This window comes from Kineosporia corallincola (genome assembly GCF_018499875.1).
Classification (GTDB): Bacteria; Actinomycetota; Actinomycetes; order Actinomycetales; family Kineosporiaceae; genus Kineosporia; species Kineosporia corallincola.
Map to the genome: position 1 here is coordinate 563,857 of NZ_JAHBAY010000002.1, position 23,699 is coordinate 587,555.

The 23,699-nt window shown below is 71.0% G+C and carries 23 protein-coding genes; 9 read left to right on the plus strand and 14 right to left on the minus strand.

What is annotated here, in order from left to right; translation table 11 throughout:
- Positions 1-6: 6 nt before the first annotated feature.
- Positions 7-504 (plus strand): GNAT family N-acetyltransferase, encoded by a 498-nt coding sequence (locus KIH74_RS06760; protein ID WP_214154913.1) that lies wholly within the window; start codon positions 7-9, stop codon positions 502-504.
- A 41-nt stretch (positions 505-545) separates the two neighbouring features.
- On the opposite strand, the gene KIH74_RS06765 is transcribed toward KIH74_RS06760, so the two are convergent.
- Positions 546-1,127 carry a TetR/AcrR family transcriptional regulator gene (locus tag KIH74_RS06765; protein ID WP_214154914.1) on the minus strand — a complete coding sequence of 194 codons (582 nt, stop codon included), beginning with the start codon at positions 1,125-1,127 and terminating at the stop codon, positions 546-548.
- A 240-nt stretch (positions 1,128-1,367) separates the two neighbouring features.
- Between KIH74_RS06765 and KIH74_RS06770 the strand changes: the two genes are divergently transcribed.
- From KIH74_RS06770 to KIH74_RS06780, 3 genes are all read left to right on the plus strand, one after another.
- The gene (locus tag KIH74_RS06770; protein WP_246571576.1) at positions 1,368-1,595 is read left to right on the plus strand and encodes a response regulator transcription factor; all 228 of its coding nucleotides are present in this window, start codon (positions 1,368-1,370) and stop codon (positions 1,593-1,595) included.
- Between the two features lie 243 nt (positions 1,596-1,838).
- Positions 1,839-2,768, plus strand: a complete 930-nt coding sequence (locus KIH74_RS06775) for an amidohydrolase family protein (RefSeq protein WP_214154916.1) — start codon at positions 1,839-1,841, stop codon at positions 2,766-2,768.
- A complete protein-coding gene (locus KIH74_RS06780) occupies positions 2,765-4,066 on the plus strand; it encodes a kynureninase (protein ID WP_214154917.1) in 1,302 nt (433 codons plus the stop codon). The genes KIH74_RS06775 and KIH74_RS06780 overlap by 4 nt, the downstream gene beginning before the upstream one ends.
- Positions 4,067-4,075: 9 nt before the next feature.
- Here KIH74_RS06780 and KIH74_RS06785 read toward each other — a convergent pair whose 3' ends face one another.
- Complete coding sequence (locus KIH74_RS06785; RefSeq protein WP_214154918.1) at positions 4,076-5,026, minus strand: LysR family transcriptional regulator; 951 nt, start codon at positions 5,024-5,026, stop codon at positions 4,076-4,078.
- Between the two features lie 102 nt (positions 5,027-5,128).
- On the opposite strand from KIH74_RS06785, the gene KIH74_RS06790 reads away from it, so the two are divergent.
- Positions 5,129-5,647, plus strand: a complete 519-nt coding sequence (locus KIH74_RS06790) for an SRPBCC family protein (RefSeq protein ID WP_214154919.1) — start codon at positions 5,129-5,131, stop codon at positions 5,645-5,647.
- A 108-nt stretch (positions 5,648-5,755) separates the two neighbouring features.
- Here the strand turns inward: KIH74_RS06790 and KIH74_RS06795 are convergent, their stop codons facing one another.
- The 8 genes from KIH74_RS06795 to KIH74_RS06830 all read right to left on the minus strand — a co-directional run bounded on the left by KIH74_RS06795 (position 5,756) and on the right by KIH74_RS06830 (position 15,584).
- Positions 5,756-8,035 carry a discoidin domain-containing protein gene (locus KIH74_RS06795; protein ID WP_214154920.1) on the minus strand — a complete coding sequence of 760 codons (2,280 nt, stop codon included), beginning with the start codon at positions 8,033-8,035 and terminating at the stop codon, positions 5,756-5,758.
- A complete protein-coding gene (locus KIH74_RS06800) occupies positions 8,032-8,952 on the minus strand; it encodes a hypothetical protein (RefSeq protein WP_214154921.1) in 921 nt (306 codons plus the stop codon). The genes KIH74_RS06795 and KIH74_RS06800 overlap by 4 nt, the downstream gene beginning before the upstream one ends.
- Positions 8,949-10,334, minus strand: a complete 1,386-nt coding sequence (locus KIH74_RS06805) for an alpha-L-fucosidase (RefSeq protein ID WP_214154922.1) — start codon at positions 10,332-10,334, stop codon at positions 8,949-8,951. Before KIH74_RS06805 ends, KIH74_RS06800 begins: the two co-directional genes overlap by 4 nt.
- Positions 10,335-10,351: 17 nt before the next feature.
- Positions 10,352-11,494, minus strand: a complete 1,143-nt coding sequence (locus KIH74_RS06810) for an N-acetylglucosamine kinase (RefSeq protein ID WP_214154923.1) — start codon at positions 11,492-11,494, stop codon at positions 10,352-10,354.
- Positions 11,491-12,378 (minus strand): carbohydrate ABC transporter permease, encoded by an 888-nt coding sequence (locus KIH74_RS06815; protein ID WP_214154924.1) that lies wholly within the window; start codon positions 12,376-12,378, stop codon positions 11,491-11,493. Before KIH74_RS06815 ends, KIH74_RS06810 begins: the two co-directional genes overlap by 4 nt.
- A complete protein-coding gene (locus tag KIH74_RS06820) occupies positions 12,378-13,328 on the minus strand; it encodes a carbohydrate ABC transporter permease (protein ID WP_214154925.1) in 951 nt (316 codons plus the stop codon). The genes KIH74_RS06815 and KIH74_RS06820 overlap by 1 nt, the downstream gene beginning before the upstream one ends.
- A 2-nt stretch (positions 13,329-13,330) precedes the next feature.
- The gene (ngcE, locus tag KIH74_RS06825) at positions 13,331-14,719 is read right to left on the minus strand and encodes an N-acetylglucosamine/diacetylchitobiose ABC transporter substrate-binding protein (protein WP_214154926.1); all 1,389 of its coding nucleotides are present in this window, start codon (positions 14,717-14,719) and stop codon (positions 13,331-13,333) included.
- A gap of 91 nt (positions 14,720-14,810) precedes the next feature.
- Positions 14,811-15,584 (minus strand): sugar isomerase domain-containing protein, encoded by a 774-nt coding sequence (locus KIH74_RS06830; RefSeq protein ID WP_214154927.1) that lies wholly within the window; start codon positions 15,582-15,584, stop codon positions 14,811-14,813.
- A 241-nt stretch (positions 15,585-15,825) separates the two neighbouring features.
- On the opposite strand from KIH74_RS06830, the gene KIH74_RS06835 reads away from it, so the two are divergent.
- The gene (locus KIH74_RS06835) at positions 15,826-16,737 is read left to right on the plus strand and encodes a MurR/RpiR family transcriptional regulator (protein WP_214154928.1); all 912 of its coding nucleotides are present in this window, start codon (positions 15,826-15,828) and stop codon (positions 16,735-16,737) included.
- A gap of 146 nt (positions 16,738-16,883) precedes the next feature.
- On the plus strand, positions 16,884-17,720 hold the full coding sequence (locus tag KIH74_RS06840) for an SDR family NAD(P)-dependent oxidoreductase (RefSeq protein WP_214154929.1): 837 nt from the start codon (positions 16,884-16,886) through the stop codon (positions 17,718-17,720).
- A 108-nt stretch (positions 17,721-17,828) separates the two neighbouring features.
- Here the strand turns inward: KIH74_RS06840 and KIH74_RS06845 are convergent, their stop codons facing one another.
- Entirely contained in the window at positions 17,829-20,171 is a 2,343-nt protein-coding gene (locus KIH74_RS06845) for a hypothetical protein (RefSeq protein WP_214154930.1), read from the minus strand.
- 198 nt (positions 20,172-20,369) lie between these two features.
- Between KIH74_RS06845 and KIH74_RS06850 the strand changes: the two genes are divergently transcribed.
- Entirely contained in the window at positions 20,370-21,272 is a 903-nt protein-coding gene (locus KIH74_RS06850) for a hypothetical protein (RefSeq protein WP_214154931.1), read from the plus strand.
- 24 nt (positions 21,273-21,296) lie between these two features.
- Here the strand turns inward: KIH74_RS06850 and KIH74_RS06855 are convergent, their stop codons facing one another.
- On the minus strand, positions 21,297-22,079 hold the full coding sequence (locus tag KIH74_RS06855; RefSeq protein ID WP_214154932.1) for an SDR family NAD(P)-dependent oxidoreductase: 783 nt from the start codon (positions 22,077-22,079) through the stop codon (positions 21,297-21,299).
- 86 nt (positions 22,080-22,165) lie between these two features.
- Here KIH74_RS06855 and KIH74_RS06860 point away from each other — a divergent pair, with 86 nt between their 5' ends.
- Entirely contained in the window at positions 22,166-23,023 is an 858-nt protein-coding gene (locus tag KIH74_RS06860; protein ID WP_214154933.1) for a helix-turn-helix transcriptional regulator, read from the plus strand.
- 225 nt (positions 23,024-23,248) lie between these two features.
- Here the strand turns inward: KIH74_RS06860 and KIH74_RS39150 are convergent, their stop codons facing one another.
- A complete protein-coding gene (locus tag KIH74_RS39150) occupies positions 23,249-23,449 on the minus strand; it encodes a type II toxin-antitoxin system RelE/ParE family toxin (RefSeq protein ID WP_372492009.1) in 201 nt (66 codons plus the stop codon).
- A 50-nt stretch (positions 23,450-23,499) separates the two neighbouring features.
- Positions 23,500-23,670 (minus strand): hypothetical protein, encoded by a 171-nt coding sequence (locus tag KIH74_RS06870; protein WP_214154935.1) that lies wholly within the window; start codon positions 23,668-23,670, stop codon positions 23,500-23,502.
- Positions 23,671-23,699 lie beyond the last annotated feature (29 nt).

Sequence of the window (23,699 nt, forward strand, 5' to 3'; positions counted from 1 at the left end):
TGGGGCATGCCCGAGCTCATCGCCCCGACCACGCGCCTGCACCACGCCTGGCTCGCCGCCCATGCCGAGTGGGGGCCGGGTCTGCACGAAGACGGGTTCGGGCTGCTGGCCACGGACGAGGTCACGTCCCCCGCCGGTTTCGCGGCCTGGGTGGCCCGGCTGGCCGGCGAGTCCGACCGGGCGATGTGCCGGTGGATCGTCGACGACGGCCAGGTGCTCGGTGCGATCGCCCTGCGGCACCGGCACACTGACCTCGTGGAGCGGGCCGGGCACATCGGTTTCGGCATCCGGCCCAGCGCCCGGCGGCGCGGGCTTGCCTCCTGGGCGCTGGGCCGGATGCTGGAACAGGCACGGGATCTCGGCCTGCGACGGGTGCTCGTGGTCTGCGCGGTGGGCAATCTCGCCTCGGCCCGCACGATCGAGCGCCTCGGCGGCGTCTTCGAGGAGACCCGGCACACCGAATCCGGTGCCCTGCGGCGGTACTGGTTCGACCTCCCGGCCTGACCCCCTGCCGGCGCATGCCAGAAGGGCCCCCAGGGCGAGGGCTACGCCTCGGCCAGGCCCTCCACCACGCTCTCGCCCAGACGCCACAGCCGCCGGCAGAACTGGTCCACCTCCGGCTCCGGGGCCGGGTCGGCGGACGACAGCCAGCCGCTCAGCAGAACGATCATGCCGCCGGCGATGAACCGGGATGCCTCCTGCGCCGTCCGGGCCGGCAGGTCCGGGTGCCGGGCCATGATCATCTCCTCGGTGCGCCCGGCGAGGTAGGCCAGCAGTTCCTGCTTGCCGCGCCCGAGGCCCGGGCCGTGGCTCATCAGGCGCCGGTACAGGCAGCGTCGCTGGTTCAGCTCGCCGACGATCTGCCGGATGCGGGAGAGGGGGTCGCCGTCGTCGGCGCGCCGCCCGCACGCGATGATGTCGCGCAGATCGTCACGGACCATGGTCGCGATGAGCTCTTCGGGCGTGCCGCAGTGCTGGTAGAACGTCGGCCGGCTGACCTTCGCCCGGGCGGTGATGTCGGTGACCGAGATGTCCACCGGGTCCCGGTCGTGCAGGAGCTCACGCATCGCGTCGTGCAGCATCCGGCGCGTGCGCACGACCCGCGGGTCGAGCTGTTCCTCACTCACGCCGCCATTGTCCCGGTTGTGGAGATCACTCATGCACCACCGTCCACCCCCTGGGCTGTGACGAAGAAGTCCTCGCCCGGGGAACTCTTTGCCACGGACCGCTCTGTCTTACAGATGTAAGATACCCGGAGCTCGGCATCCGTTGCCCGGTCCAGCACGATCCCCGCGAAAGCAGGCACCATGACCACCGTCACCGACGGCCCTCAGACGTTAACGGCACCCCACCCAGAGCTCCGGCTGATGTCGCTGACACCCCGCGAACTAGAGGTGACCGGGCTGGTGGCCCACGGCCTGTCGAACGAAGAGATCGCCCGCGCCCTGCACATCGCGCCCACCACCGCCAAGACCCATGTCAACCGGGCCCTTTCCAAGACCTTCTGCCGCGACCGCGCCCAGCTCGTGGTGCTGGCCTACGAAGCCCGCCTGGTGCGCGTCGGCGAGTACCGTCAGCCGCTCTACCGCGGCTGAGACAACACCTCGTACTGCCACCGCACCCGTCAGCGACAAAATATCTCCGGACAACATTTCAGCCCACCGTCGCGGTCGTGACCCAGTGCGCCGCCAGCCGGTCTCCCGCCCACCGTTCCGGTCGCGCCGGTCAGCGTGGGGACGCCCTCAGCACCGATGATCTGCCGGGTCACCTCTGGTCCGGTGGTCCGGAGACGCCGGACGGCCGCACGCCGGCGAGGGCCGCCGCGCTAGCGTTCGCCGATGAGCACCCAGCAGGTCTGGCCCGGCGGCGTACGGGGAGCCGATCCGCGTCTGGGCGGAAGCGTACTGCCCGGCCTGGTGGACGCCCACGTGCACCTGGGGCTCGTCGATCACCGCGGGCTGGTCTCCTCCCCCGTGGTCGAGGTGCACGACCTGGGCTGGGTGCCGGGTTCACGGGCTGGCTGGGCCGCCGACCTGGGACCCGGCGTGCGGGTGAAGGCGGCAGGGCCGTTCCACACCGCGCCCGGCGGCTATCCGCAGGGCCGGGTCTGGGCCCCGGAGGGATCGGTGCGCCCGGTCACCGACGCCCACGACGTGACGGCCTCGGTCGACGCCGCGGTGGCGGGCGGGGCGCACACGCTCAAGGTCACGATGCACACCGGCGGCCCGATGCTGTCCCCGCCGCTGCTGCACATGCTGGTTCAGGCTGCGCACGCGGCGGGCCTGACCGTCAGCGCGCATGCCGAGGGGGCCGGCCGGGCCCTGGCGGCGTTCCGGGCGGGCATCGACGTGCTCGTGCACACGCCCTGGACCGAGACCCTCGACGACGCCACGCTGGCCGCGATGGCCGGGCGGATGACCTGGATCAGCACCTTCGCCATCCACGACGACCCGGCGCGGTCTGTGGCTCTGGACAACGCGCGGCGCTTCATCGCAGTCGGTGGACGTCTGCGGTACGGCACCGACATGGGCAACGGGCCCACTCCGGTGGGGGTGAACACGGCGGAGATCCTCGCCCTGGGCCGGGCGGGCCTGGAAGGTGAGGCGCTGCTGAGCGCGCTGACCGGCGTCACCAGTTCGTCGTCGCCGGGGCCGGATCGTCTGCTGCACAGCCACCTTCCTCCGCCCCGTACCGCGCAAGACTGTGCTGTCTGGTTCTCGACCGCGCGACGCCTCGACGTCGCCCTCGCGGAGGTGCTCCCCCGATGACCCCCTCAACCCGGCCGACAGCGTCCACCGGCACCGAAACATCCACCGGAGCAACAGCGTCCACCATTGACGACGGAACCGACCTGCTGAGCCGGGCCGCCGCCCTCGACGCCGCCGACCCGCTGGCCGCGCTGCGGGAGCGATTCGTGCCCGGTGACGGCGATCTCGTGGCCTACCTCGACGGCAACTCCCTGGGCCGGCCGCTGCTGGCGACCCGTGAGCGCCTGTCCCGGTTCGTCGACGAGGTGTGGGCGCCGCGGCTGATCCGGGGCTGGGACGAGGGCTGGATGGACTCCCCGCTCACGCTGGGCGACACGCTGGGCCGGCTGACCCTGGGCGCGGCGCCGGGGCAGACCGTGGTGGCGGACTCCACCACGGTCATGCTCTACAAGCTGGCCCGCGCCGCCCTGTCCGCCCGGCCGGGGCGTACCGAAATCGTCCTGGACAGTGAGAATTTCCCGACCGACCGTTACGTGCTGGAGGGCGTCGCCGCCGAGACCGGCACGCGCCTGGTGTGGATCGACCCCGACCCGTCGGCGGGGGTCACCGCCGACCAGGTCGCGGCGGTGACCGGGCCGCAGACGGCCCTGGTCGTGCTCAGCCACGTCGCGTTCAAGTCCGGTTATCTGGCCGACGTGCCGGCGATCACCGACATCGTGCACCGGGACGGCGCTCTCGTGCTGTGGGACCTGTGTCACTCGGCCGGCGTGGTTCCGGTCGAGCTGGACGACTGGGACGTCGACCTGGCGGTGGGCTGCACCTACAAGTACCTCAACGGCGGCCCGGGCTCGCCCGCGTTCGGCTATGTCGCGCGGCGGTTGCAGGGCGAGCTGCGTCAGCCGGTCCAGGGCTGGATGGGCCACGCCGAGCCGTTCACGATGGGGCCCGGCTACCGGCCCGCCGAGGGCATGCGCCGCTTCATCAGCGGAACCCCGCCGGTGGTGGGCATGTTGGCGATGCGCGACATGCTGGAGCTGATCGAGGAGGCGGGCCTGGACGCCGTGCGGGCCAAGTCGCTCGCCCTCACCTCCTACGTCGTGGAGGTGGCCGACCGGATCCTGGCCCCGTACGGCGTGGAGGTGAGCGGCCCGCGGGAGCCGGAGCGCCGGGGCGGGCACGTCATGCTCTCGCACCCGGCGTTCCGTGAGCTGATGCCGCGGCTGTGGGAACGCGGCGTGATCCCGGACTTCCGGCCCCCGCAGGGTCTGCGGGTGGGCCTGTCGCCGTTGAGCACCAGCTTCACCGAGGTCACGCTCGGTCTGCGGGAGGTCGCCGGGCTGCTGGGTGATCTCCCGTGAAGACCCGGCTCACCAGGACCGGGCGGCCTCCCGCAGCACCTCCCGCACGCGCGCGACGTCGGGGTTGGCCTCGGAACCGGGCCGCTGCACCAGGAACAGGGTGTTGAGGGGTGGTTCGGCCGGGTCGTCCAGCACGAGGAGCCGGCCGGCGTCCAGGTGCTCCTGGCAGATCGAGCGCGGCAGCACGCTGTAGCCCGCCCCGGCGACCAGTGCGGCCACCACGGCATGCAGGTTGGGCACGGTCATCGCGGCCCCGCCCGGCGGGATCTGCTTGCCGAAAACCGTTCTCCAGTAACGCCGCACGATCGGCATGTCCTCGGCGTAGCTGACCAGCGGGACCTCGCGCAGCAGCGAGCTCAGGCCGGTGCCCGGATCGCGCCCGGCCAGGGCACCGGCCCAGGTGGGGGCGGCCACCAGCAGGTACTCCTCGTCGGCCAGCGCGACCGACTCCAGGGATCGTCCCCGGGGGCGGCGGGTGGCGATGACGAGGTCCTGCTGCCCGGCGCGCAGCTGCTCGACGAGGTGTTCGGTCTGGCCCTGCGCCACCCGCAGCCCGACGCCGCCGGCCACCAGGGGGGCCAGGGCGGGCAGGACGCGGGTGCACAGCAGTTCGGACGGCCCGGCCAGGTGCACCGGGGAGGGCCTGCTCTCCAGCCGGTCGGCGTCGCCGACGCCGGCCAGGGCGTCCAGGGGCAGGGTGACGCGGGCGGCCAGCTCGTGGGCGAAGGCGGTCGGCTCGGTGCCGCGCGGCAGACGGGTGAACAGGGGCCGGGTGGTCTGCTGCTCCAGGGCCCGGATCTGGGCGGTGACCGTCGGCTGGGACAGGCCCAGCCGGGCCGCGGCGGTGGTGAAGGAACCCGCCCGGTAGACCGCGAGGAAGGTGCGCAGCAGGTTGAGGTCGAGCGGGCCCCGGGGCGGTGCGACGTCGTTCACCGGCAGCACCCTACCGGCCGATGCCATCGGGATTCCTATGGCTGGGATAGGCCGAACTATTGGTTCTGCGGCGGCACGCGGGCTTACCGTCCCGGTGACGGGGCTCCCCGTACCGAGAGGAAGAGATCCATGACCACGCAGAACGCGATCACCTGGCCCGAGCACTACCTGCCCGGCACCGGCGACAACTTCGTCTCCAACGAGGTCGTCGTCGCCGGCGTCACCGCCGCCCAGGTCTGGCGGTACCTGACCGACACCTCCGAGTGGGAGGGCTACTACGACAACGTCGCGGACATCTCCTTCCCGGCCGGCGGCGGGCCCGTGCTGAGCCAGGACCTCGACTTCTCCTTCGGCACGTTCGGCTTCCCGCCCCTGGCCGCCCACGTGACGCAGTTCCAGGCGCCCGCCGACGGAGTGCCCGGCCGGTTGTCGTGGACCGCCCGGCAGGACGGCACCCCCGCCGAGCGGCTCGACGTGCTGCACGCCTGGCTGGTGGAGGACCTGCCCGGCGGCCGGGTGCGCGTGCTCACCCAGGAGGTGCAGCACGGCGTCCCGGCCGCGGATCTCGCCACGCAGCGTCCCAACCCGATGCTCAACGGCCACCAGGCCTGGCTCGACGGGCTGATCACGGCGGCCCGCCGGCCCTGATCATCAGCGGCCCGCCGCCCCTGATCATCAGCCTGATCACCAGCGGCTCCCGGACCCGTGAGCCCTGCGCTGCGGCAGGAGCCCACGGACCCGGGCCGGAGCGACGGCTCAGGCGTGCACGATGATCCCGGTCATCGTGGGGGTGTAGGTCTCGGTGGCCTTCTTCGAGGTCAGGGCCACCCGTAGCCGGCTGGTGGTGACGTCGTCGAACGTCACCGACAGGTCGTGGCCGATCCCGTCGCTGCCCTGCGCGAAGGTCACCCAGGCACCGTCGTCCCAGCGTTGCAGCTCGAAAGTCTGCACCCGCGGGTTGGTTCCGGAGTCGGTGTACTCGTCCAGCACCACCTCACCGAAGGTGGTGTCCTGACCGAAGTCGACGTCCAGGGTGACCGGGTAGGTGGCGTCGTCGGCCGCGGCCCAGCGGGTGCCGGGATCGCCGTCGGTCAGGTTCACCGCGCCCAGGGTGCCGCCCGCGCCTGGATGGGTGGAGCTGGCCGTGACCGCCGCACCGAGAGCCAGGTCCGGGGCGTCGTCGCCGGGATCGGCCTCGACCGGGTCGTCGTCCACCGGGTCGCTCACCAGGGTACCGGCCGGGTTCTCGACGGTGCCGATGTCCGGCGCGGCGCCGTGGTACAGCTGGGTGCCGAGGAAGTCCGCCGTGCCCAGGTGCGCGTTGTAGCGGCCGGCGTCGATCAGCGGTGAGTCGTCCTGGAGCGCGAAATGCTCCGCGGCGGTGCGGATGTTCTCGACCCCCGCCCCGGTGACGTAATCGTCGGGGTCGCCCGCGAACTGCGGGTCCACCTCCAGGCCCCGGGGGTCGTCGGGTTGCTGCGAGGAGTGTGTGCCGCTCGCCTCGTAGTAGTCGTTGTTGGAGAACACCGCCTGCCGCAGGGCGCCGTCGCGGCGGTACCAGGTGGTGGGCTCGGTCGTGGACGTGTTGTGGAAGATGTTGTTGATGAAGTAGACCGGACTGAGAAAGGTCTCGTCGTGGACGTATTCGAGGTCGGCGCCGTCGTAGACGAACGTGTTGTTGGCGAAGTACGTGGGTGAGTAGTTCGTCGACAGCATGTTCTTCACCAGCACGCCGTTGTCGTTGACGCTCAGGTTGTAGCGGGCCACCGAGTTGGAGCTGTTGCCCATGTAGGCCATCCAGCCCGCGGCGTTGTCGTGCGAATAGTTGTACTGGTAGGTGACATTGAAGTTGGTGTACTCCAGATCGAAGGGCGTGCCGTCGTACTCGTTGTCCGGCCCGCCGTAGACCTCGTTGTACTGCATCACCGAGTCGGCGCCGGCCCACAGGTACAGGCCGCACGACACCGCGTCGTACCGTTCGAGGAAGCCGTTCACCTCGTTGTACTCGGCTGTCAGGCGCTGGCTGTCGGCCAGCTGGAAGGCCCCCTGGCCGATGCTCTCGGCATAGTTGTGCCCGATGTAGACGTCCCGGCTGTACAGGTCGCGGGTGCGCACCCACAGCTGTTCCCAGCCCTCGTGGAACTTGCCGTTCTCGTCGGTCTGGCCGGCCGCGGTCCCGTCGGCGCCGAACCAGTTGAAGGCGAACTGCACGGCGTGCAGCTCGACGTTCTCGAACCGGTTGTCCTCGATCCGGACGTCCTCGAAGTGATGCCCGCCGGTCGGATAAGACTGGTACGACTGGCTTCCGAACACCTGGAAGTTCACCGCCCCGTAATGGATCTTCTGCCAGGTGCTGGGGCCGTCGGTGTTGTGGACGTACACGTCGTGGATCCGGAAGTGGTTCATGATGCTGTCCGCACCGCTCGGCAGGGTGTCGGCGTTGATCGAGACGGCGATACCGTCTCGCACCGCGGTGCCCGTGGTGATGTCGTGCTCGAAGTCGTCGTCGTTGGACAGCTCGACGTTGTCGATCTCCCAGAACTGCTGGTTCTGGAGCACGATGGCGCCCGTACGGCCCACCGTGGCTGGGCTTTTCGTTCCGTCGGCCAGGAACGGGCTGGGCACGTTGCCGTTCGTGGCGATGTAGGGCAAGGACGACGCGGCACCGTAGGCCGAGATGGTGATCGGGTGGCCGTCGGTGCCGGAGCCCTTGGGCCACAGCTGCTCACCGTCCCACCGCTCACCGGCCTGGAGCAGGATCCGGTCACCGGGTGCGAAGGTCGTCGAGTTGGCCCGGGCCAGCGTGCGCCACGCCTCGTCCGGGTCGGTGCCCGCGGCGGTGTCGTCGCCGTCGGACGCGTCGAGGTAGTAGTCCTGCCCGCCGTACGGATTGGCCTGGTTACCGGGCCAGCTCGCCTCGGCCGAGGTGCCGGTGGTGCTCGCCCGGGCGGGCAGCGACAGCACCGGCACGGCGACGAGTGTGATCAGCAGGGCGATGAGCCCGGAGCGGAGCGTGCGTGGTCTGTCGGGTTTCAACGCTGCACATCCTCTGCGTCGATGGCGTCCACCGCCGCGGAGTCGACGGTGAAATCACTGGCCCCCTCCCGCCGGTCCAGGAGCCGCCGGAGCTTGCTCCCGGTCAGCGACTGCCGGATGCGTGGGGCATAGGCCGCGAAAGCCTTTTCCTCGTCGATGTTCCTGTGATCGAGCCGGTAGTAGGTGAGCGTGCTGCTGCCGACCACCGGCGCGGACGTCTGCCCCGGTTCGAGCGTGCCCAGCACGGCCTGGAGTTCCTGGTCGCGGGGGTTCACCCCGGTCGAGGTGCCGCCGGTGTAGGTGCCGCTCGACAGCCGGCCCCCGGGAACGTCTTCCAGGCTCTCGTCACCGATCGCGTCGGCCGAGACGGGCAGCTCCAGCTCGGTGTACTCGTAGGTGGTGGCGTTCGCGCTCCAGGCGCCCGGGTCGTCGTCGAACGCCTGCCGCACCTCGGCGTCACCGACCCACAGCGGGTCCCCCGGCCGGGCGCTCAGGTCTTTCTCCAGCGCCGTGGTGATCTCGGCCAGCCGGTGCGAATAGTATTCCTGGGGCGTGTATTCGACAGGCCCGTAGACCACCTCGCCGCGTGCGTGCGCGCTCGCGCGGGCGGCGTTGACGGTCTCCACCTCGTCCAGGAAGTCCTGAAACGACGCCCAGACGTCCTGCCCGTCCTCGCGTGCCAGGTCGAGAGTCGCCTCCGTCGAGCGGATCTCGTCCAGGGCCTGGTCCGGCAGGTCCCCCTGCGCGGCCGAGGTCCGGTCCAGGCGCCCCATCTGGAAGAGGAGCTCGTCGCGGGTGATCGCCCGGCCGTCGAGCGTCGCGACCCGGTCGGTGCCCCCGAGCGCCCAGGCCGCCCCGGCGCACACGCAGGCCACCGTCACGACGGCGAGACACCCTGCCAGCACCCGGCCCTTCATCGGCGCGTCCCGGTTCTCGCCGTCCCCGAACCGATCACGGACGTCTGTGAGAGCACCGGGGTGTCCCGGGCCTCGGTCACGGTGATCCGCACCCGGTCCACCGTCACCGCCGCGAACGTCACGATCCTGCGGTACCCCACGGCACCGGTCTCCCCCAGCACGATCCACTCCCCACCCCGCCGGCCCTCGACGAGGACCCGCTCGACGCGCTGGCCCTGGGTGATGTCCTCCCCCAGCACCACCGCCTCGACCTCCCGGTGCTCCCCGAGATCCAGCACGATGAAATCGTTCTCGTCGGAGCGCGCCACGGGCACCGAACGGGAGTGGAAGTCGTCGATCCGGCGTCCCAGACTCTCCAGGGTCGCCACGTCATTCGGGTGGATCCGGCCGTCGCGGGCGGGCGGCACGTTCAGCAGGAAGGTCGCGTTACCACCGACCGAGCTGAGGTAGATCCCGAACAGCTCGTCCACGGAACGCACCTGGCCGTTCTCGGCGGGATGATGGAACCAGCCCGGCCGGATCGAGGTGTTGACCTCGGCCGGGTACCAGACCAGATCGTCCGGGTAGGCGGCCAGGGCCTCACGGCTGCCGAGGTCGTCCTCGTCGCTGCGCACCCGCCGGGCGAACGTCCCGTCGTCCGCCTGCTGGGAACGGGCGGAGACGCGCTCGGCGTCCTGGAGCACGCGGGGCACGACGCTCCATTCGTCCGGGCGGGTGTGCCCGGCCTCGTTCCCGCACCAGCGCACGTCCGGACCGCACACGCTGATCACGGCCTCCGGCTGGAGTTCCCGCACGCGGGCGTAGTAACGATCCCAGTCGTAGGTCTGCCGCCGGCCGTTCGGCCCCTCGCCGTTGGCTCCGTCCAGCCAGACGCAGAACACCGGGCCGTAGCCGGTGAGCAGTTCGGTGAGCTGGGCCAGATAGAAGTCGTCGTAGTCCTTTCCGGAGCCGTAGGTCGGTTCGGTGCGGTCCCAGGGCGACAGGTACACGCCGAACTTCAGGCCGTGCCGGGCCGCCGCCTCGCTGACCTCGCGTACCAGGTCACCGCGTCCGTTTCTCCACGGGGACGAGGCCACCGAGTGGCGGGTGACCGCGCTGGGCCACAGGCAGAACCCGTCGTGGTGCTTCGCGGTGAGGATGACGGCCCGCATGCCGGCCCGGGCCAGCGCGCGCACCCACTGGTCCGCGTCCACCTCCGGCGGGTCGAACAGCGCGGGATCCTCGTGTCCCAGGCCCCATTCGTGGTCGGTCATCGTGGTGACGCCGAAATGGACGAAGCCGTAGAACTCCAGTTGCTGCCACGCCAGTTGCCGTGCGCTGGGCCGGATCCCGGCCAGCCGACGGCCGTCCACGGGCACCGCCGTGAGCGTCTTGTCGTCCATGAGCCGTTGCCTTCCGCCTAGGGTTCGAGGGTCCCGTCCTGGTCCGGCAGGGCCGACAAGGTCGACCGGATGCGTTCGTGCCTCTCGCGGCCGGCCCGGCCCGATCGGTCGAGCGCCAGGAATGCCGCTCCCGCACAGCCGTTCTCGACCACCCGGAGGTTTCGCCCACGCAGTGTCTCGTCCAGGGCGGGCGAGCAGCCGGGGTTGCGCAGGAAGCCCTGGGTCATCACCGAGCCGCCGAGCACCAGTGGGCCGTCGGACGGGAACCGGTTAACGAGCGCCGCCAGGTGCTCCCCCGCCCGGGCGAGGATCCGCCGCGCGACGTCATCTGGCCCGGCGCAGGCGTGACCGGAGGCGTGATCGGAGGTGCGAGTAGACGCGTGATCGGACGCGTGGGCGAAGGCGATCGGTGCGAACCGGGCGAGGTGAACCGGTGGCTGGGCATAGGTTTCGCGCACCAGGGCCTCCAGTCCGGCAGACCTGACCACGCCGACCGGGCCGACCGGTCCGTTCAGGCCGGCCGGACCAGACTGCCCGGCCCCGCCGATCCGACCACCCACCCCGGGCGCCCCGGGCGCCTCGGCCGCTCCGGGCGTCCTCAAACTCGCCAGCACCCGCCCGGTCATCGCGGTGGCCGGCCCGAGCCCGGACAGGTCGGCGACCACCGCCTGCACCACGGCCTGCCCGATCCAGAAGCCCGAGCCGCCGTCGCCCAGCAACCAGCCTGCCCCGCCGGCGGTCTCGGCGACCACCGCGTCCCGGATGTGGACCGCCACCGAGCCCGTGCCCGCCACCACCGCGGTCCCCTCGGGTTCGCAGGCGCCGGCGAAGTACATCGCCTCCACGTCGCTGACCGGGCGAACAGCGTCCGGGGGCAACGACACCGACCGGGCCAGGGCCGCGGTGTCGAGTTTCGCGGGTTCGCCGGCCATGGCCAGCAGACAGCCGCGCACCACGACGTCGTGCCCGAGCACCTGCCGGGCCCGGGCCGTCGCCTCGCCGGCGGCGGTGACGACGGCCCGCAGGGCGGCGTCGGCGCCCCGGCTGGTCGGATTGCCACCGGCCTGCCGGGACCGCGCCAGGCAGGTGCCGTCGTCCAGGACGACGACCGCCCGGGTGGCGCTGCCCCCGGCGTCGATCCCCAGGAAGCAGGTGCTCACTTGAGGCTGCCCTGCGCCACCGAACCGCGCAGCCTGCGCTGAAAGATGATATATACCACCAGAACCGGGACGATCGTCATCACCGCACCGGCGAACAGGGCACCGAAGTCGACCGAGTACCCGGCGCTGGAGGCGAAGGCGGCCATGCCCTGGGTGAGCACCCAGTGGTCCTGGTCGGTGTTCAGCACCAGGGGCAGCAGGAACTGGTTCCACAGCCCGACGAAGTTGAGGATCGCGACCGAGGCCATGCCCGGGCGGGCCATCGGCAGCATGATCTGGAAGAAGGTGCGCCACTCGCTAGCGCCGTCGATGGCGGCGGCCTCGGCGATCTCGGCGGGCAGCTCCTCGAAGTAGGAGATCAGGAAGAAGACGGTGAACGGATAGGCGTACGCCGTGTAGGTCAGGATCAGCCCGGGCAGGGTGCCCAGCAGGCCCATCCCCTGGAGCACGAAGAACAGCGGCACGACGGCCAGGAAGATCGGGAACGTCAGGCCGGCCAGGATCAGCTGCTTCACCACACCGCGACCCGGAAAGTCGAACCGGGCCAGCACGTACGCCGACATGGCGCCCAGCAGCATGGTCAGGAACAGCGAGACACCCACCACCAGAACGGTGTTGGCGAAGTACCGGCCGATCCCGGCGGTGGTCCAGGCCGAGACGTAGTTGTCGAACGACCAGCGGTGCGGCAGGGCGAACGGCGAGGCGAAGATCTCGGCCGAGGTCTTGAACGACTGGAGCACGGTCCACAGCAGCGGGGCCAGCACCACGAACGTCCACAGGCTGAGCACGGTGTGGGACGTCGCGGCGGCCACCCGGTCACCGGTGTGTACCGGCGCCCGGCGGGTTTCGGCCCTCGCCGGCGGGGTCACGGTGGTCGCGGCCATCAGGCCTTCCCTCCGACCGGGCCGGAACGGACCAGCGACACCAGCCGCACCACCCCGACGAAGCAGAAGGTCAGCCCGGCCAGCACCACGCCCATGGCGCAGGCCTTGCCGAAGTCTCCCTTGGCGAACGCGGTGGTGTAGATCTGCTGGGTGATCACCAGCGTCGAATTGTCCGGCCCACCGGTCGAGTTCAGCGCCTGCATGTAGACGAACGCGTCCAGCGCGAAGATTCCCATGTACAGGTACGCGGCCCGCACGTTCCCGGCGAGGTAGGGCGCGACGATCGAGCGGGCCACCCGCGCCCGGCCGGCGCCGTCCAGCCGGGCGGCCTCCAGCACCTCCCGGTCGATGCCCTGGATCGCCGCGATGAACAGCACCATGTAGAAGCCCACCATCCCCCAGACGGCGACCAGGATGCTCGCCGCCATCGCGGTGCTCTTCTCGCCCAGCCAGGCGAAGGCCTCGAAACCGTCCAGGCCGCAACCGGTCAGCACACCGTTGAGCAGGCCGTTGTTCGGGTCGTAGACCTGGGCCCAGATCAGTCCGATGACGATCGCCGGGATGACGTAGGGGAAGAACGAGATCACCCGGTAGAACGCCGAGCCGCTCACCCCCCGCACGCCGCCGGCGGTGGGCCCACCCACCGTCACCAGCACGGCGAACGCGAACGCGATGCCGAGGGTGACGGCGGGCAGGGCCACCAGCAGGACCAGGTTGTTGCGGACCGCGGTACGGAAGGTCTCGTCGCCCCACAGTTCGGTGTAGTTGTCCAGGCCGACGAACGGCTTGTCCGGGCTGAACCCGCTCCAGGAGGTCAGGGAGTACGAGACCGCCTGCACGAAGGGCCACAGCACCATCACCGCGTACAGCGCGAACGGCAGCAGCAGGAACACGAACAGCAGGCTCGCGCGGTCCGGGTCGAGCCTTCGGTACGAGGGACGACGCGCCACGCTCAGCTCACCGTGACCTTGGTGACCGAGTCGTCCTCCCGCACCGCGTCGGTCAGCTTCTGCATCTTCTCGGTCAGCTCGGCCACCGTGGAGTCCCCGGCCAGGAACGAGTTCCACAGCACCAGCATGTCCGCGCCGAGGCCGTACAGGTCTTTGAAGTTGTGCGTGAAGGCGTCCCCACCGGCCGCTTCCACCATCTTCGTCTGGGAGACCAGGGCGGTGGAGCCGAAACCGTCCGCGGGCACGGTGCCCTTGACGATGGTCGAGGCGAGCTTGGCCTCGGCGAAGGCGGTGGCGGCCTCCTTCGACAGCATGGTGCGCAGCAGTTCCTTGCCACCCGCCGTGTTCTTGCCCTTCGAGGGCACGAAGAACGGCTCACCGGCCGAGGCGTGCACCGCGGTGGCGGGCAGCACCGACGACCCGGTGACCGGCGGTGCGGGGAAGCCGGTCATCTGGAAGTCCTTCGCCGTCTGCTCTTTCATCTCGTTCTCGATCCAGGAGCCGGACGGGTACAGCACGAACTCCTGCGCCTGGCTCCACTGTGCCTGCGCCGCGGTGAACTGGGTGCCGGCGCCGCCGGGCCGGAAGTAGCCGGCGGCCACCGCCTGGCCTATCGCCTCCAGGGTGCTCTGCACGGCGGGCAGACTCCAGCACCCGGCGTCCAGGTTGCCCAGGGCCTTGCGCACGTCGTGGCCGCCCTCCACGATCGCCGAGTCGATGGCCATCGTCAGGTAGTAGTCGGCGGCTTCCTTGCCCCACCCGAACAGGTACAGGTTCTCGGCCTTCGCCTTCGCCCCGAGCTCCAGTATCTCCGCCCAGGTGGCCGGCACGCTCCAGCCCTTTTCCTCGAACAGCGATGCGGAGTACCAGATTCCGTACAGGGTGAGGCAGTAGTTGATCGCCACCAGCTTGCCGTTGATGGTGGTGTCGTTCAGCATGCCGTCGTACAGGGTGTCGCGGATCGTGGTGCCCTCCAGGTTGGGGGCGTCGATCACGTCGGTGAGGTCTTCCACCTGCTCCACCAGGGCGCTGTCGGCGATCTTGTCCGCGCCGGAGTTGTCCAGCAGGTCCGGCGGGTTCCCGGCGACGAAGCGCGGCTGCATCTGCGTGGCGATCTGGGTGGAGGGGGTCAGCTTGACGCTCACCCCGTCCTGCACGCCGGAGAGGATCTTGCCCGCCGTGTCCACGTAGTCGGTGCCGTAACCGCCGTCGAAGATGACGGCGTCCACGGTGCTGCCCGAGGCGACCCCGAAAGGATTACTGGCACTGACGGTTCCGGTGACGGCCTCCTCGGAACCGGAGGAACAGGAGGCGAGCGCGATTCCCGTGGGCAGGGCGAAGCCGACGGCGCCGGCGAAGCGGATGAAGCCACGGCGGTCGAGCTGGGACATGGGCAGATCCTTCGCGTGGTTTGCTGGGGGACGTTGGTGCTTGCGGGTGGGCGTAGAGGTTTCGTCGAGGGGGTGGCTGGTCGGGAGCGGTTCAGGCGTAGCGCAGGATGCGCTCGCCGTAGCGGGCCTCCAGGGTGCGGTTGTGCTCGTCGCCGCCCGGGATGTTGGCCGAGAGGTACAGCGGGGCGGGGGTTTCGGCGGTGGCCAGGTGCTCGGCGACGCCGATGGTCAGGAGCTGGGCGATGAACGCGGAGGTGATCGAGGAGACCGCGCCGACGCCGACGCCGCCCGGCCCCTGGAGCGTGGCGTCGCCGTAGGGGGCGCGGTTGTCGATGACCACGTCGGCGATCTCGGAGAGTCGTTTTCCGCTGGGGTGTTTCGGGGTGACGCGGGCGGTGTGCAGAAGACTGGTGACGGCGACGACCTGGTGGCCGTGCTGCTGGGCGAGCAGGGCGAGACCGACCACGCTGCCGTTCACGCCGGAGTTCGAGGCGATGACGAACACGTCGGCCGGGTCGCGCACGATCGTCGCGAACAGGTCGTCGGCGATCCGCGGGTCGCGTTCCAGCGGCGGGTCGCCGGCGAGCTCGGCCACGGTGTGCTCGCCGTGCAGCACGACGTTGCGGAGGGCTACCTTGTTGGTGGGGATCAAACCGCCTGCGCGCCCGGCGATTTCCATGGCGAAGGCTTCGGAGTGGCCGGTGCCGAACGCCTGCACCACGCCGCCGGCCCGGATCGCCCCGGCCAGCAGGCCGACCGCGGGTTCCAGGGCTCCGCCCGCCGCGTCGTCGGCGATGTCGGCCAGGCGCGTGCTCACCTCGCGCTCGAGATCGCGGACCGAGGTGGACAGGGGCAGAGCAGGCATGAGGGCACTCCTCGCGAGATGATTGACTCAGCCACCGCGACAGCTTCTGGCGGCTTGGTCATTCATGGTTGAGCTGTTTGCCTGTTCTGTCCAGCAAATACGACGAACGGCTCGAATCCGTAACACGGTGGCAATCGGCGTGGCTGAATGATTCAGTTTCGTTGACCCCAGGATTCAGATCCGGCACAATCCAACGCTGTCGTCTGCCACCGTTGTGGTGCCCGAGGGGGTCCGAAAATCCATGTCCGGTCTACAGGGTGCGAGTGCGGTGGGGGTCACCGACCTGATCCGGACCGCTCTGCCCGACCTGTCCGAGTCGCTGACCCGGGTGGCCCGCACGGTGCTGGAAGATCCGCTGGCGGCCGCCGAGCTGTCGGCCGACCAGCTGGCGAGCCGCTCGGGGGCGTCGCAGGCGAGCGTCACCCGGTTCTGCAAGGCGATCGGGCTGAAGTCGTACCAGGAGCTGCTGCTGCGGATCGCGCAGGAGAGTGGGCGCTACTCGGGGCCCTGGTCGATCACCGAGCTGAACAACGACATCAGCCCGGACGACCCGCTGGAGAAGGTGCTGGAGACGGTGCTCAGCGCCGACCTGCGCAGTCTGGAGCAGGCCCGCGAGCGCCTGGACCTCCAGGCCGTGGAGCGGGCGGCGCAGGCGATCGCGAAGGCGGGCCGGGTGGACCTGTACGGGGTGGGGGGTTCCGGTGCGGTCGCGAACGAGCTGGAGATGCGGCTTTTCGGGATCGGGGTGCCGGCCCGGGCGTGGCTGGAGGTGCACGGGGCGGTCACCTCGGCCTCGCTGCTGACGACGCGGGACGTCGCGGTCGGGGTGTCGGACTCGGGGGCGACGGCCGAGACGTTCGAGGCCCTGCAACTGGCGCGGGAGCGGGGCGCGACGACGGTGGCGATCACCCGCCGTTCCACCTCCCCGCTGGCGACGCTGGCCGACATCCAGCTGACCGTCAGTGGTTTCGACACCCGGTTCCGGGCCGGGTCGTTCGCGTCCCGGCATGTGCAGTTGCTGGTGGCCGACGTGCTGTACGTGCGGGTGGCTCAGCTGGGTTTCGACCGGGCCAGCGCGGCCATCGCCCTGACCTCCCATCTGGCGCCCTCGCACTCGGTGGCCCGGCGGCGTTCCACCAGGACGCCCGGCTGACGGCTCACGCCCGGGCCGGGCGCCCTCTGATACGAGACAAGACCCACAGGACCGAAAGTCCCGTTTCGGACTTTTGATGGGGTTTCGACGGGTCGGCGTCATATCATCGGCGGCCGCTGTCCGGAGTTCCCCGTGGAAGGAAACGCATGTCCCGCTTCACCGACAAGGTCGCCGTCATCACCGGTCCCACGCTGGTCGAGCCGGGAGGGCTGAACATCGCCGGGGCCGTTGCCGTCGAGATCGCGGCGGAGGGCGGCAGAGTGGTGCTGGCGGGCCGTGATCCGGAGGGGACGCGCCGTCTGGAGCGTCATCTGAACGAGAAGTTCGGCGAGGGCACGGCCAGCGCCTTCCAGCTGGACCTGACGTCGGAGGAGCAGATCGCGGCGCTCATGGCCCACGCGGTCGAAACCTTCGGTGCCATCGACATTCTGCTGAACATCGCCGCGGTGTACCACCCGGCGGACGGCGACATCGCGGGCATGTCCGTGGACGCCTGGGACAACGTGATGGACATCAGCCTGCGCGGGTCGATGCTGACCACGAAGCACGCCCTGCCCGAGCTGGTGAAAAGGCGGGGCACGATCGTGAACACGTCCTCCACGCACGCGCTGGCCGGGGACTCGAGTTTCACCGCGTACGGGTGCGCCAAGGCCGGGGTGATCGCGCTCACCGAGTACACCGCGACGCAGTACTGGTCGGCCGGGGTGCGCTGCAACGCGGTCGTTCCCGGGGTGACGACCAGTCCCAAGGGGCAGCAGGTCCCGCAGCCGGTGGCGGACATCTTCGCCCGGCAGCTCCTGCGTGAGCACAGCAACTCGCCGCAGGAGGCGGCGAAGGTCTACGCCTTCCTGGCCTCGGCGGACTCGGCGGGCATGAACGGCGCGGCGGTGCGGGTGGACGCCGGCATGTTCGCCCACCAGCCCTTCACGCAGGACCTGCTCGACTTCGGCGCGTCGGTCGCGGCGTCGTCCGGGGGCCGGTAGGCCTGCCGCGGGATCCGTTTCCGCATAACGGAACTGGCGCCGGTGGGCGTCCTCCGGTTCCGGGTGATCACTCCCCCGGCGTCGTCCCGGAGGCCGCCCGCTGTGCCGCTACGGCAGCGCCGCCCGGTACACCCGCCCGTCCCGGCCGGCGGCCCACAGCACGCCCTCGGCCCGCGAGGCCCCGGGGGTGCCCATCGCGCCGTTTCCGCACAGCGCCACGTCGGGTTCGCGCTCCAGCGCACTGTCGGCCACGTACACGCACTCGCCCCAGGCCAGCACGAGGCTGTTCTCGTCGCCGCCGACCTGCTGGATCGGCGTCGCCAGGGCCGTGCCGGCGTCGTCGCCGCGGACCGCGAGGTCCTGGGTCACGACGTCCGCGCCGCCGGTGACCGTGCCGGTCAGGTCGACGCGGGCCAGCAGGGTGTGGTCGCCCTGCCGCAGCGGGAGGTGCGCGCTGCGGTGATCGGCGGACAGCCGCACCTGCCCCGCCGGCTCGCCGGGCAGGGAGACGATCGAGGATCGGCGCCCCTGGCCGGGCCAGACGATCAGGATCCCGGCCCCCGAGGAGCCGTACGTCCCTGCCGCCACGAGGAAGTCGCTCTTCTCGCCCTTCTTCCTGTCCCCGGAACGCCCGGCCAGGTAGGTGAGACGGGCGTCCCCGGGAATCCCCTCCAGCGAGTCCTGCCGCTCGAACGCCGAGGCCGACGGCGACCAGTACCAGGTCTGCTCGTGCGAGCTGCCGTCGACGGCGTACATGCGTGCGCCGTCCACGATCACCGGGTTCTGCCGGGGCGCCTCCGTCAGCTGCACCGAGGCCTTCACCCGCAGGGTCCGCCGGTCCACGAGGCTGATCCGGGGGGCGCCGTCGACCTCGCCGGTGATCACCGGGTGACCCGATTCGTCGTCCAGCAGGGTCGGTTTCATCGTCGTGCTCCCCGGCAGGCGGGCCCCCTGCTCGGCCGGCACCTCCCCCCGTCCACCGGTCCGGATCCGGTAGACCGTGCCCTGACCGGTCACCGCGAACACGTCGTACGGGTCCACGCCCGGCCGTGGCGGGTCCGAGACGATCGGCTGGGCCACCACCGGGCCGTCCAGGCAGGGACTCCACCACAGCTCCTGGAGCGTGGCCGGGTCGAGGGCGTGCACCCGTCGGTCCGCCCCGCCCACCACCAGCAGGTCCGGCGCCAGCGACGTGTTGACCCCGCCCGGCACGGCGGCGGGCAACACGGCCGAGCGCAGGGGTGCCGGGGACGGCGAGACGTCGGCCGGGGCTCGGTCGGCCGCGGACACGCCCGGGCACACCGACGGCGTGAGCATGCCGCTGACCTGTTGCGCCCCGGAGGTTCTCGGTGGCGTACCGCTCTGGGCGCCGGCCTGCCCGCTGGGCCCCCACAGTTGCGACCACACCACCAGCACGACGCTGACCAGCGCCAGCCCGCCGAGGAAAGGCGCCCGCCGATGGGGCGCCAGGCGCGGGCGGACGGCGACCTCGTGGTCGTCACGTCGTTCCAGCCCGCTGCGACCGTCGACCACGTTCAGGCGCACGTGGGCCACACCGGTCAGCACCAGCGAGCGCGGCACCCGGAACGGGATCTCCAGTTTCTGGCCGACCGGCAGTCGGACGGTGTCGTGCCGGCCCAGCTCGTTGTTCGAGCGGTCGCTCACCCGGGCCCGCAGGTCCAGGTCGCAGTTGCCGATGTTGGTCACCTCCAGCACGTCCTGGCCGTCGGGGGCCGGGCGGGTGTGCCAGCGCGGCGCCTCCAGCACCTCGACGTCGACCGGAACGGAGACGCTGGCCCCGGCATCGGACTGGGCGCGCAGCTCGAAGCGGTGGCGGCCGGGCCGGACGTCGCCGGCGGCCACGGTGACGGTGACACGGGTGGTGCCCAGCCCGCCGGAGCTGAGCATCAGCGGGTTCGGCTCGGCCCGGACCCCGAGCGTGTCCGGCGGGGCGAGGTGGAAGTTGACCAGCTGGGGACGCCGGGCCTCCTCGGTCACGGTGACCTGCACCTCGGTCCGGTCCCCGGGTCGCAGGCGGACCGGGTGGTCAGGGTCGACGGTGAGCATCAGCTCCCGCTGGTGGGTCGCGTGCGTCGTGTAGTTGTTCTGGACATTGTTGATGCTTCCGAAATTGCTGTGGCCGACGTTGACCTGGGCTCCGGCGTTCGACACCGACTCGCCCAGGCGCTGGATCAGTCGTTCGACGGTGGCGTCCTGGCGGGCCAGTGCCTCGAACAGGGCATGGGTGGTGCGGCGGTCGTTGTCGCTGGGCCGGCCGGCGGCGACGGCGTCCAGGGCCAGGCCGGCCGGTGAGCCCGGCGGTGTGTGCTGCCTGCCCTTGGCCAGGAGCTGCTCGAAGATGATTCTGACGGTGGTTTTCACGGCCTCCGGCAGGGCGGTGGTGCCCAGCATCCGGGCCGCGTCCAGCAGCACCTGTACCGGTTCGTGCACGAGGACCCCTCACACCTGGTGCGGTCGGATGAGCCGGTGCCACGAGGCCGATGAAGTCAGGCGTCCCGCCTGTCACGCGGACGGCGATTCGGTCGGCCAATGACGCGAATGGCGGCCCGGCGAGCCCGATTCTGGCCTACGGTCTGATTGTCCGAAAGACGCGATCGCGTCCAGCGATTGTCCATCCGGGAGGACTGTGTGTCGTCGTCATCCGGGCGCCCCCCGAAGCCGGTCGAACGCACCGCGGGCCCGGTGGCGCAGTTCGCCGCCGACCTGCGTGACCTGTGTGATCGCCGGGCCGCCGCCGAGGGCAAGAAGCTGGATCTGCGCGAGCTGGAGCGCCGGACCGCGGCCGTCGGCCGTCGGCGTTCGCGGGGCACCTTGTCCGACGCGCTGCGCGGCGAGCGGCTGCCCACCTGGACAACCACGCAGGCCCTGGTGGAGGCACTGGACGGCGACCTGGTGGTCTGGCAACGGCGTCATCAGTCGATCCTGGGGCCGGCCGGGCACACGCAGGTTCAGGACGATCAGGAAGACACGCACCCGCCCGGCGAACCGCTGGCGGCAGGGGCTGCGGTCGAGCCCGATCACCCCGCCGTCCCCACACGTCGTTCCTGGCTGCTGCCGGCATCGATCGCGCTGGCCGGCCTCGCCCTGGCCGGTGCCGCGGGGTTCTGGGCATACGCCGGGCGGGCCGAGCGGACTCCGTCCATCACCGTCCAGAACATGGTCGCCGCCGGTGCCACGGGCCTGAGCGAGGACGCGACGCCCACCTACCTGTCCACCCGGCCGGTCGCCCGCTGCGGTTCGCTGGGCTGCAAGATCGACGGCACCGAGATGTGGAGCGGCATCGTGCTGGCCGCCGTCTGCCAGATGCGGGGGCAGTTCGTGACGAACGCCGACGAGGGGTCCTCCGGCATCCAGGACAACCCGGGCGCCGCCCGGTCCGTGCGCTGGTACGGCGTGCAGCGCACGGACGGGTCGGTCGGGCTGATCTCCGAGGTCTACATCCGGCCGCAGGATCGCGGCGGCCTCGGTCTCGCGGACTGTTCCCAGGTCATGAACCGGATCGCGACCGTCGCGCCGGCGACGCCCGGCTGAGCCCCGCTCCGGCGCTGAACCCGTTCAGGCGCTGGCGCCGCCGTCGACCGGGACGATCGCCCCGGTCACCATCGACGCGCGGTCGCTGAGCAGCCAGGCCGCCACCTCCGCGACCTCGCGGGGCTCGGCCATCCGGCCGGCCGGGGTGGCGGCGATGTTGGCCGCGATCACGCCGGGTGTCACGGCGTCCCACTCGGCCATCATCTCGGTGGAGGTGGCGCCGGGCGCGATGCCGTTGACCCGGATGCCCTCCGGCGCCCAGGAGACCGCGGCGGACTGGGTGATGCTGTTGAGTGCCCGCTTCATCGCGCCGTAGGCGGGCAGCACCGGATTGGCGCGCCAGGAGCCGATGCTGGAGGTGTTGACGATCGCCCCGCCGCCGCTGCGGCGCATCAGGTCGGCCTCGGCGTTCATCGCCGTCCAGTGGGCGAGGAAGTTCACCGTGAACTGGGCCTGGACGTCGGTGGCGGTGGTGGTGTGCAGCGGGCCGGGCTGCTGGCCGACGGCGCCGTTGTTGAACGCGCCGTCCAGGCGCCCGTGCAGGTCGTGCACGCGCTGCACGGCGGCGCGGATGCCGGCCTCGTCGGCCAGGTCCAGGGGCACGGCGTCGGCCTGGCCGCCGTGCTCGCGGACGGTGGCCACGATCCGGGCGAGGGCGTCGGTGCTGCGGGCGGCCAGGACGACCTTGGCGCCCTCGGCGGCGAACAGGTGCGCGGCGGCCGCGCCGATGCCGCGGCTGGCGCCGGTGATGAACAGGACCTTGCCGGTCAGCAGGCCCAGGGGTGCGGAGTCGGTACTCGTTGTCATGACTCCACGATCTGCGGGTCGCCGCGGCGTATTCAGGCACAACCGGTACCAGTCTCGGCGCCGCGTCCGGCGCCCATACTGAGGGCGTGGACAAACAGGAGCTGGCCTCGTTCCTCCGCAGCCGCCGGGCCCGGGTGCGGCCGCAGGACGCCGGGCTGCCGTCCGGGCCGCGGCGCCGCACGCCGGGTCTGCGGCGTGAGGAGGTGGCCGTGCTCGCGCACATCTCCACCGAGTACTACGTCCGCCTGGAGCAGGCCCGCGCGCCCCGGCCCTCGGCCGAGGTGCTGACCGGTATCGCCGGTGCGCTGCGGCTGAGTGAGGCCGAGACCGGGCACCTGTACCTGCTGGCCGGCACCGCCCCGAACCCGACCGGACGGCACCGGCGCGACGTGCGTCCCAGCGTGCTGGCCCTGCTGGAACGGATGCCGCACACGGCGGGGATCGTGCTGTCGGCCGCCTTCGACGTGCTGGCCTGGAACCCGCTGGCCACGGCGCTGATGGAGGACTTCGGCGCCCGCGACCCGGGCGACCGCAACCTGGCGCGACGCGCCTTCCCGGCCACCGCGGCGGACGCCGGTGCCCCGTACGGCATCTCCGACGCCGCCGGGTTCCGCCGGCACGTCGTGATGCAACTGCGTTCGGCCCGCGCCCGCTACCTCACCGACCCGGCGATCACCGGGCTCACCGACGACCTGTGTTCCACCAGCACCGAATTCGCCCGCCTGTGGCAGCTGAACGACGTCCAGCCGGTGCCCACGCTGACCAAGACGTTCCACCATCCGCTCGTCGGTGACCTCACCGTGGACTGCGACACGCTGAGCATCGCCGACCGCGACCAGCACATGGTGTTCTACAGCGCGCCCGTGGGATCCGCCTCGGCCGAGAAGCTGGCGTTCCTGGACGCCCTGGGCCCGGAGGCCGTCACGGCTCACCGGCCGGGCTGAGCCCGGTCAGGCCGGCGCTGCGCTCCCATACGCACAGATGACGGAGTGTCCGGACAAGATCGCGGCTGCCGCCGGTGACCACCCTGATGTTCTGATTCGTCATCCGTCCCAGTGTCGGCGAGCGAGAGGGCCGGGCGTGGTGGACAGCGGCGGCGTATGTCTCGGCCAGCCGAGTGGGCGCAGTGGCGACCCGGAGTGCGGCGCACCAATCTGAGCGACCCCGAGTCAGCGACCCTCCGTTACCCGTGCAATCCGAACGACGTCGATGACGTTGCTCTTGATCTCATAGAGGACGCGGTATCGCCCCACCCTGATCCGACGACGGTCAGCTGAGCCGAACTCAAACGAGTCGGCCGACCGCGGATCGTTGGGCAAAGCATCGATGGCGCGCAGCACTTCAGCCAGATCTTGCGGGTCGTCGGCCAGAAAGGCAGAAGCCTGAGCGGTTGCTTACGCCTCAACGATGAGCTCGTAGATCACCGCTCCAGGCCAAGGTGCTGGCGAAGCTCGTCCATCGTCATGTGGGACGTGGTCCCTGCGGCCTCTCGTGCTTCGTAGTCGCGGAACTCTGCCAGATCTTCGGCGTCTTCCAGGGCCTCCTGGCCGGCTGGCTCCTCCAGAGCACACAGACGCAGGTACTCGGCCACGGGGAGGACCACGACGCTCTGCCCTCCAA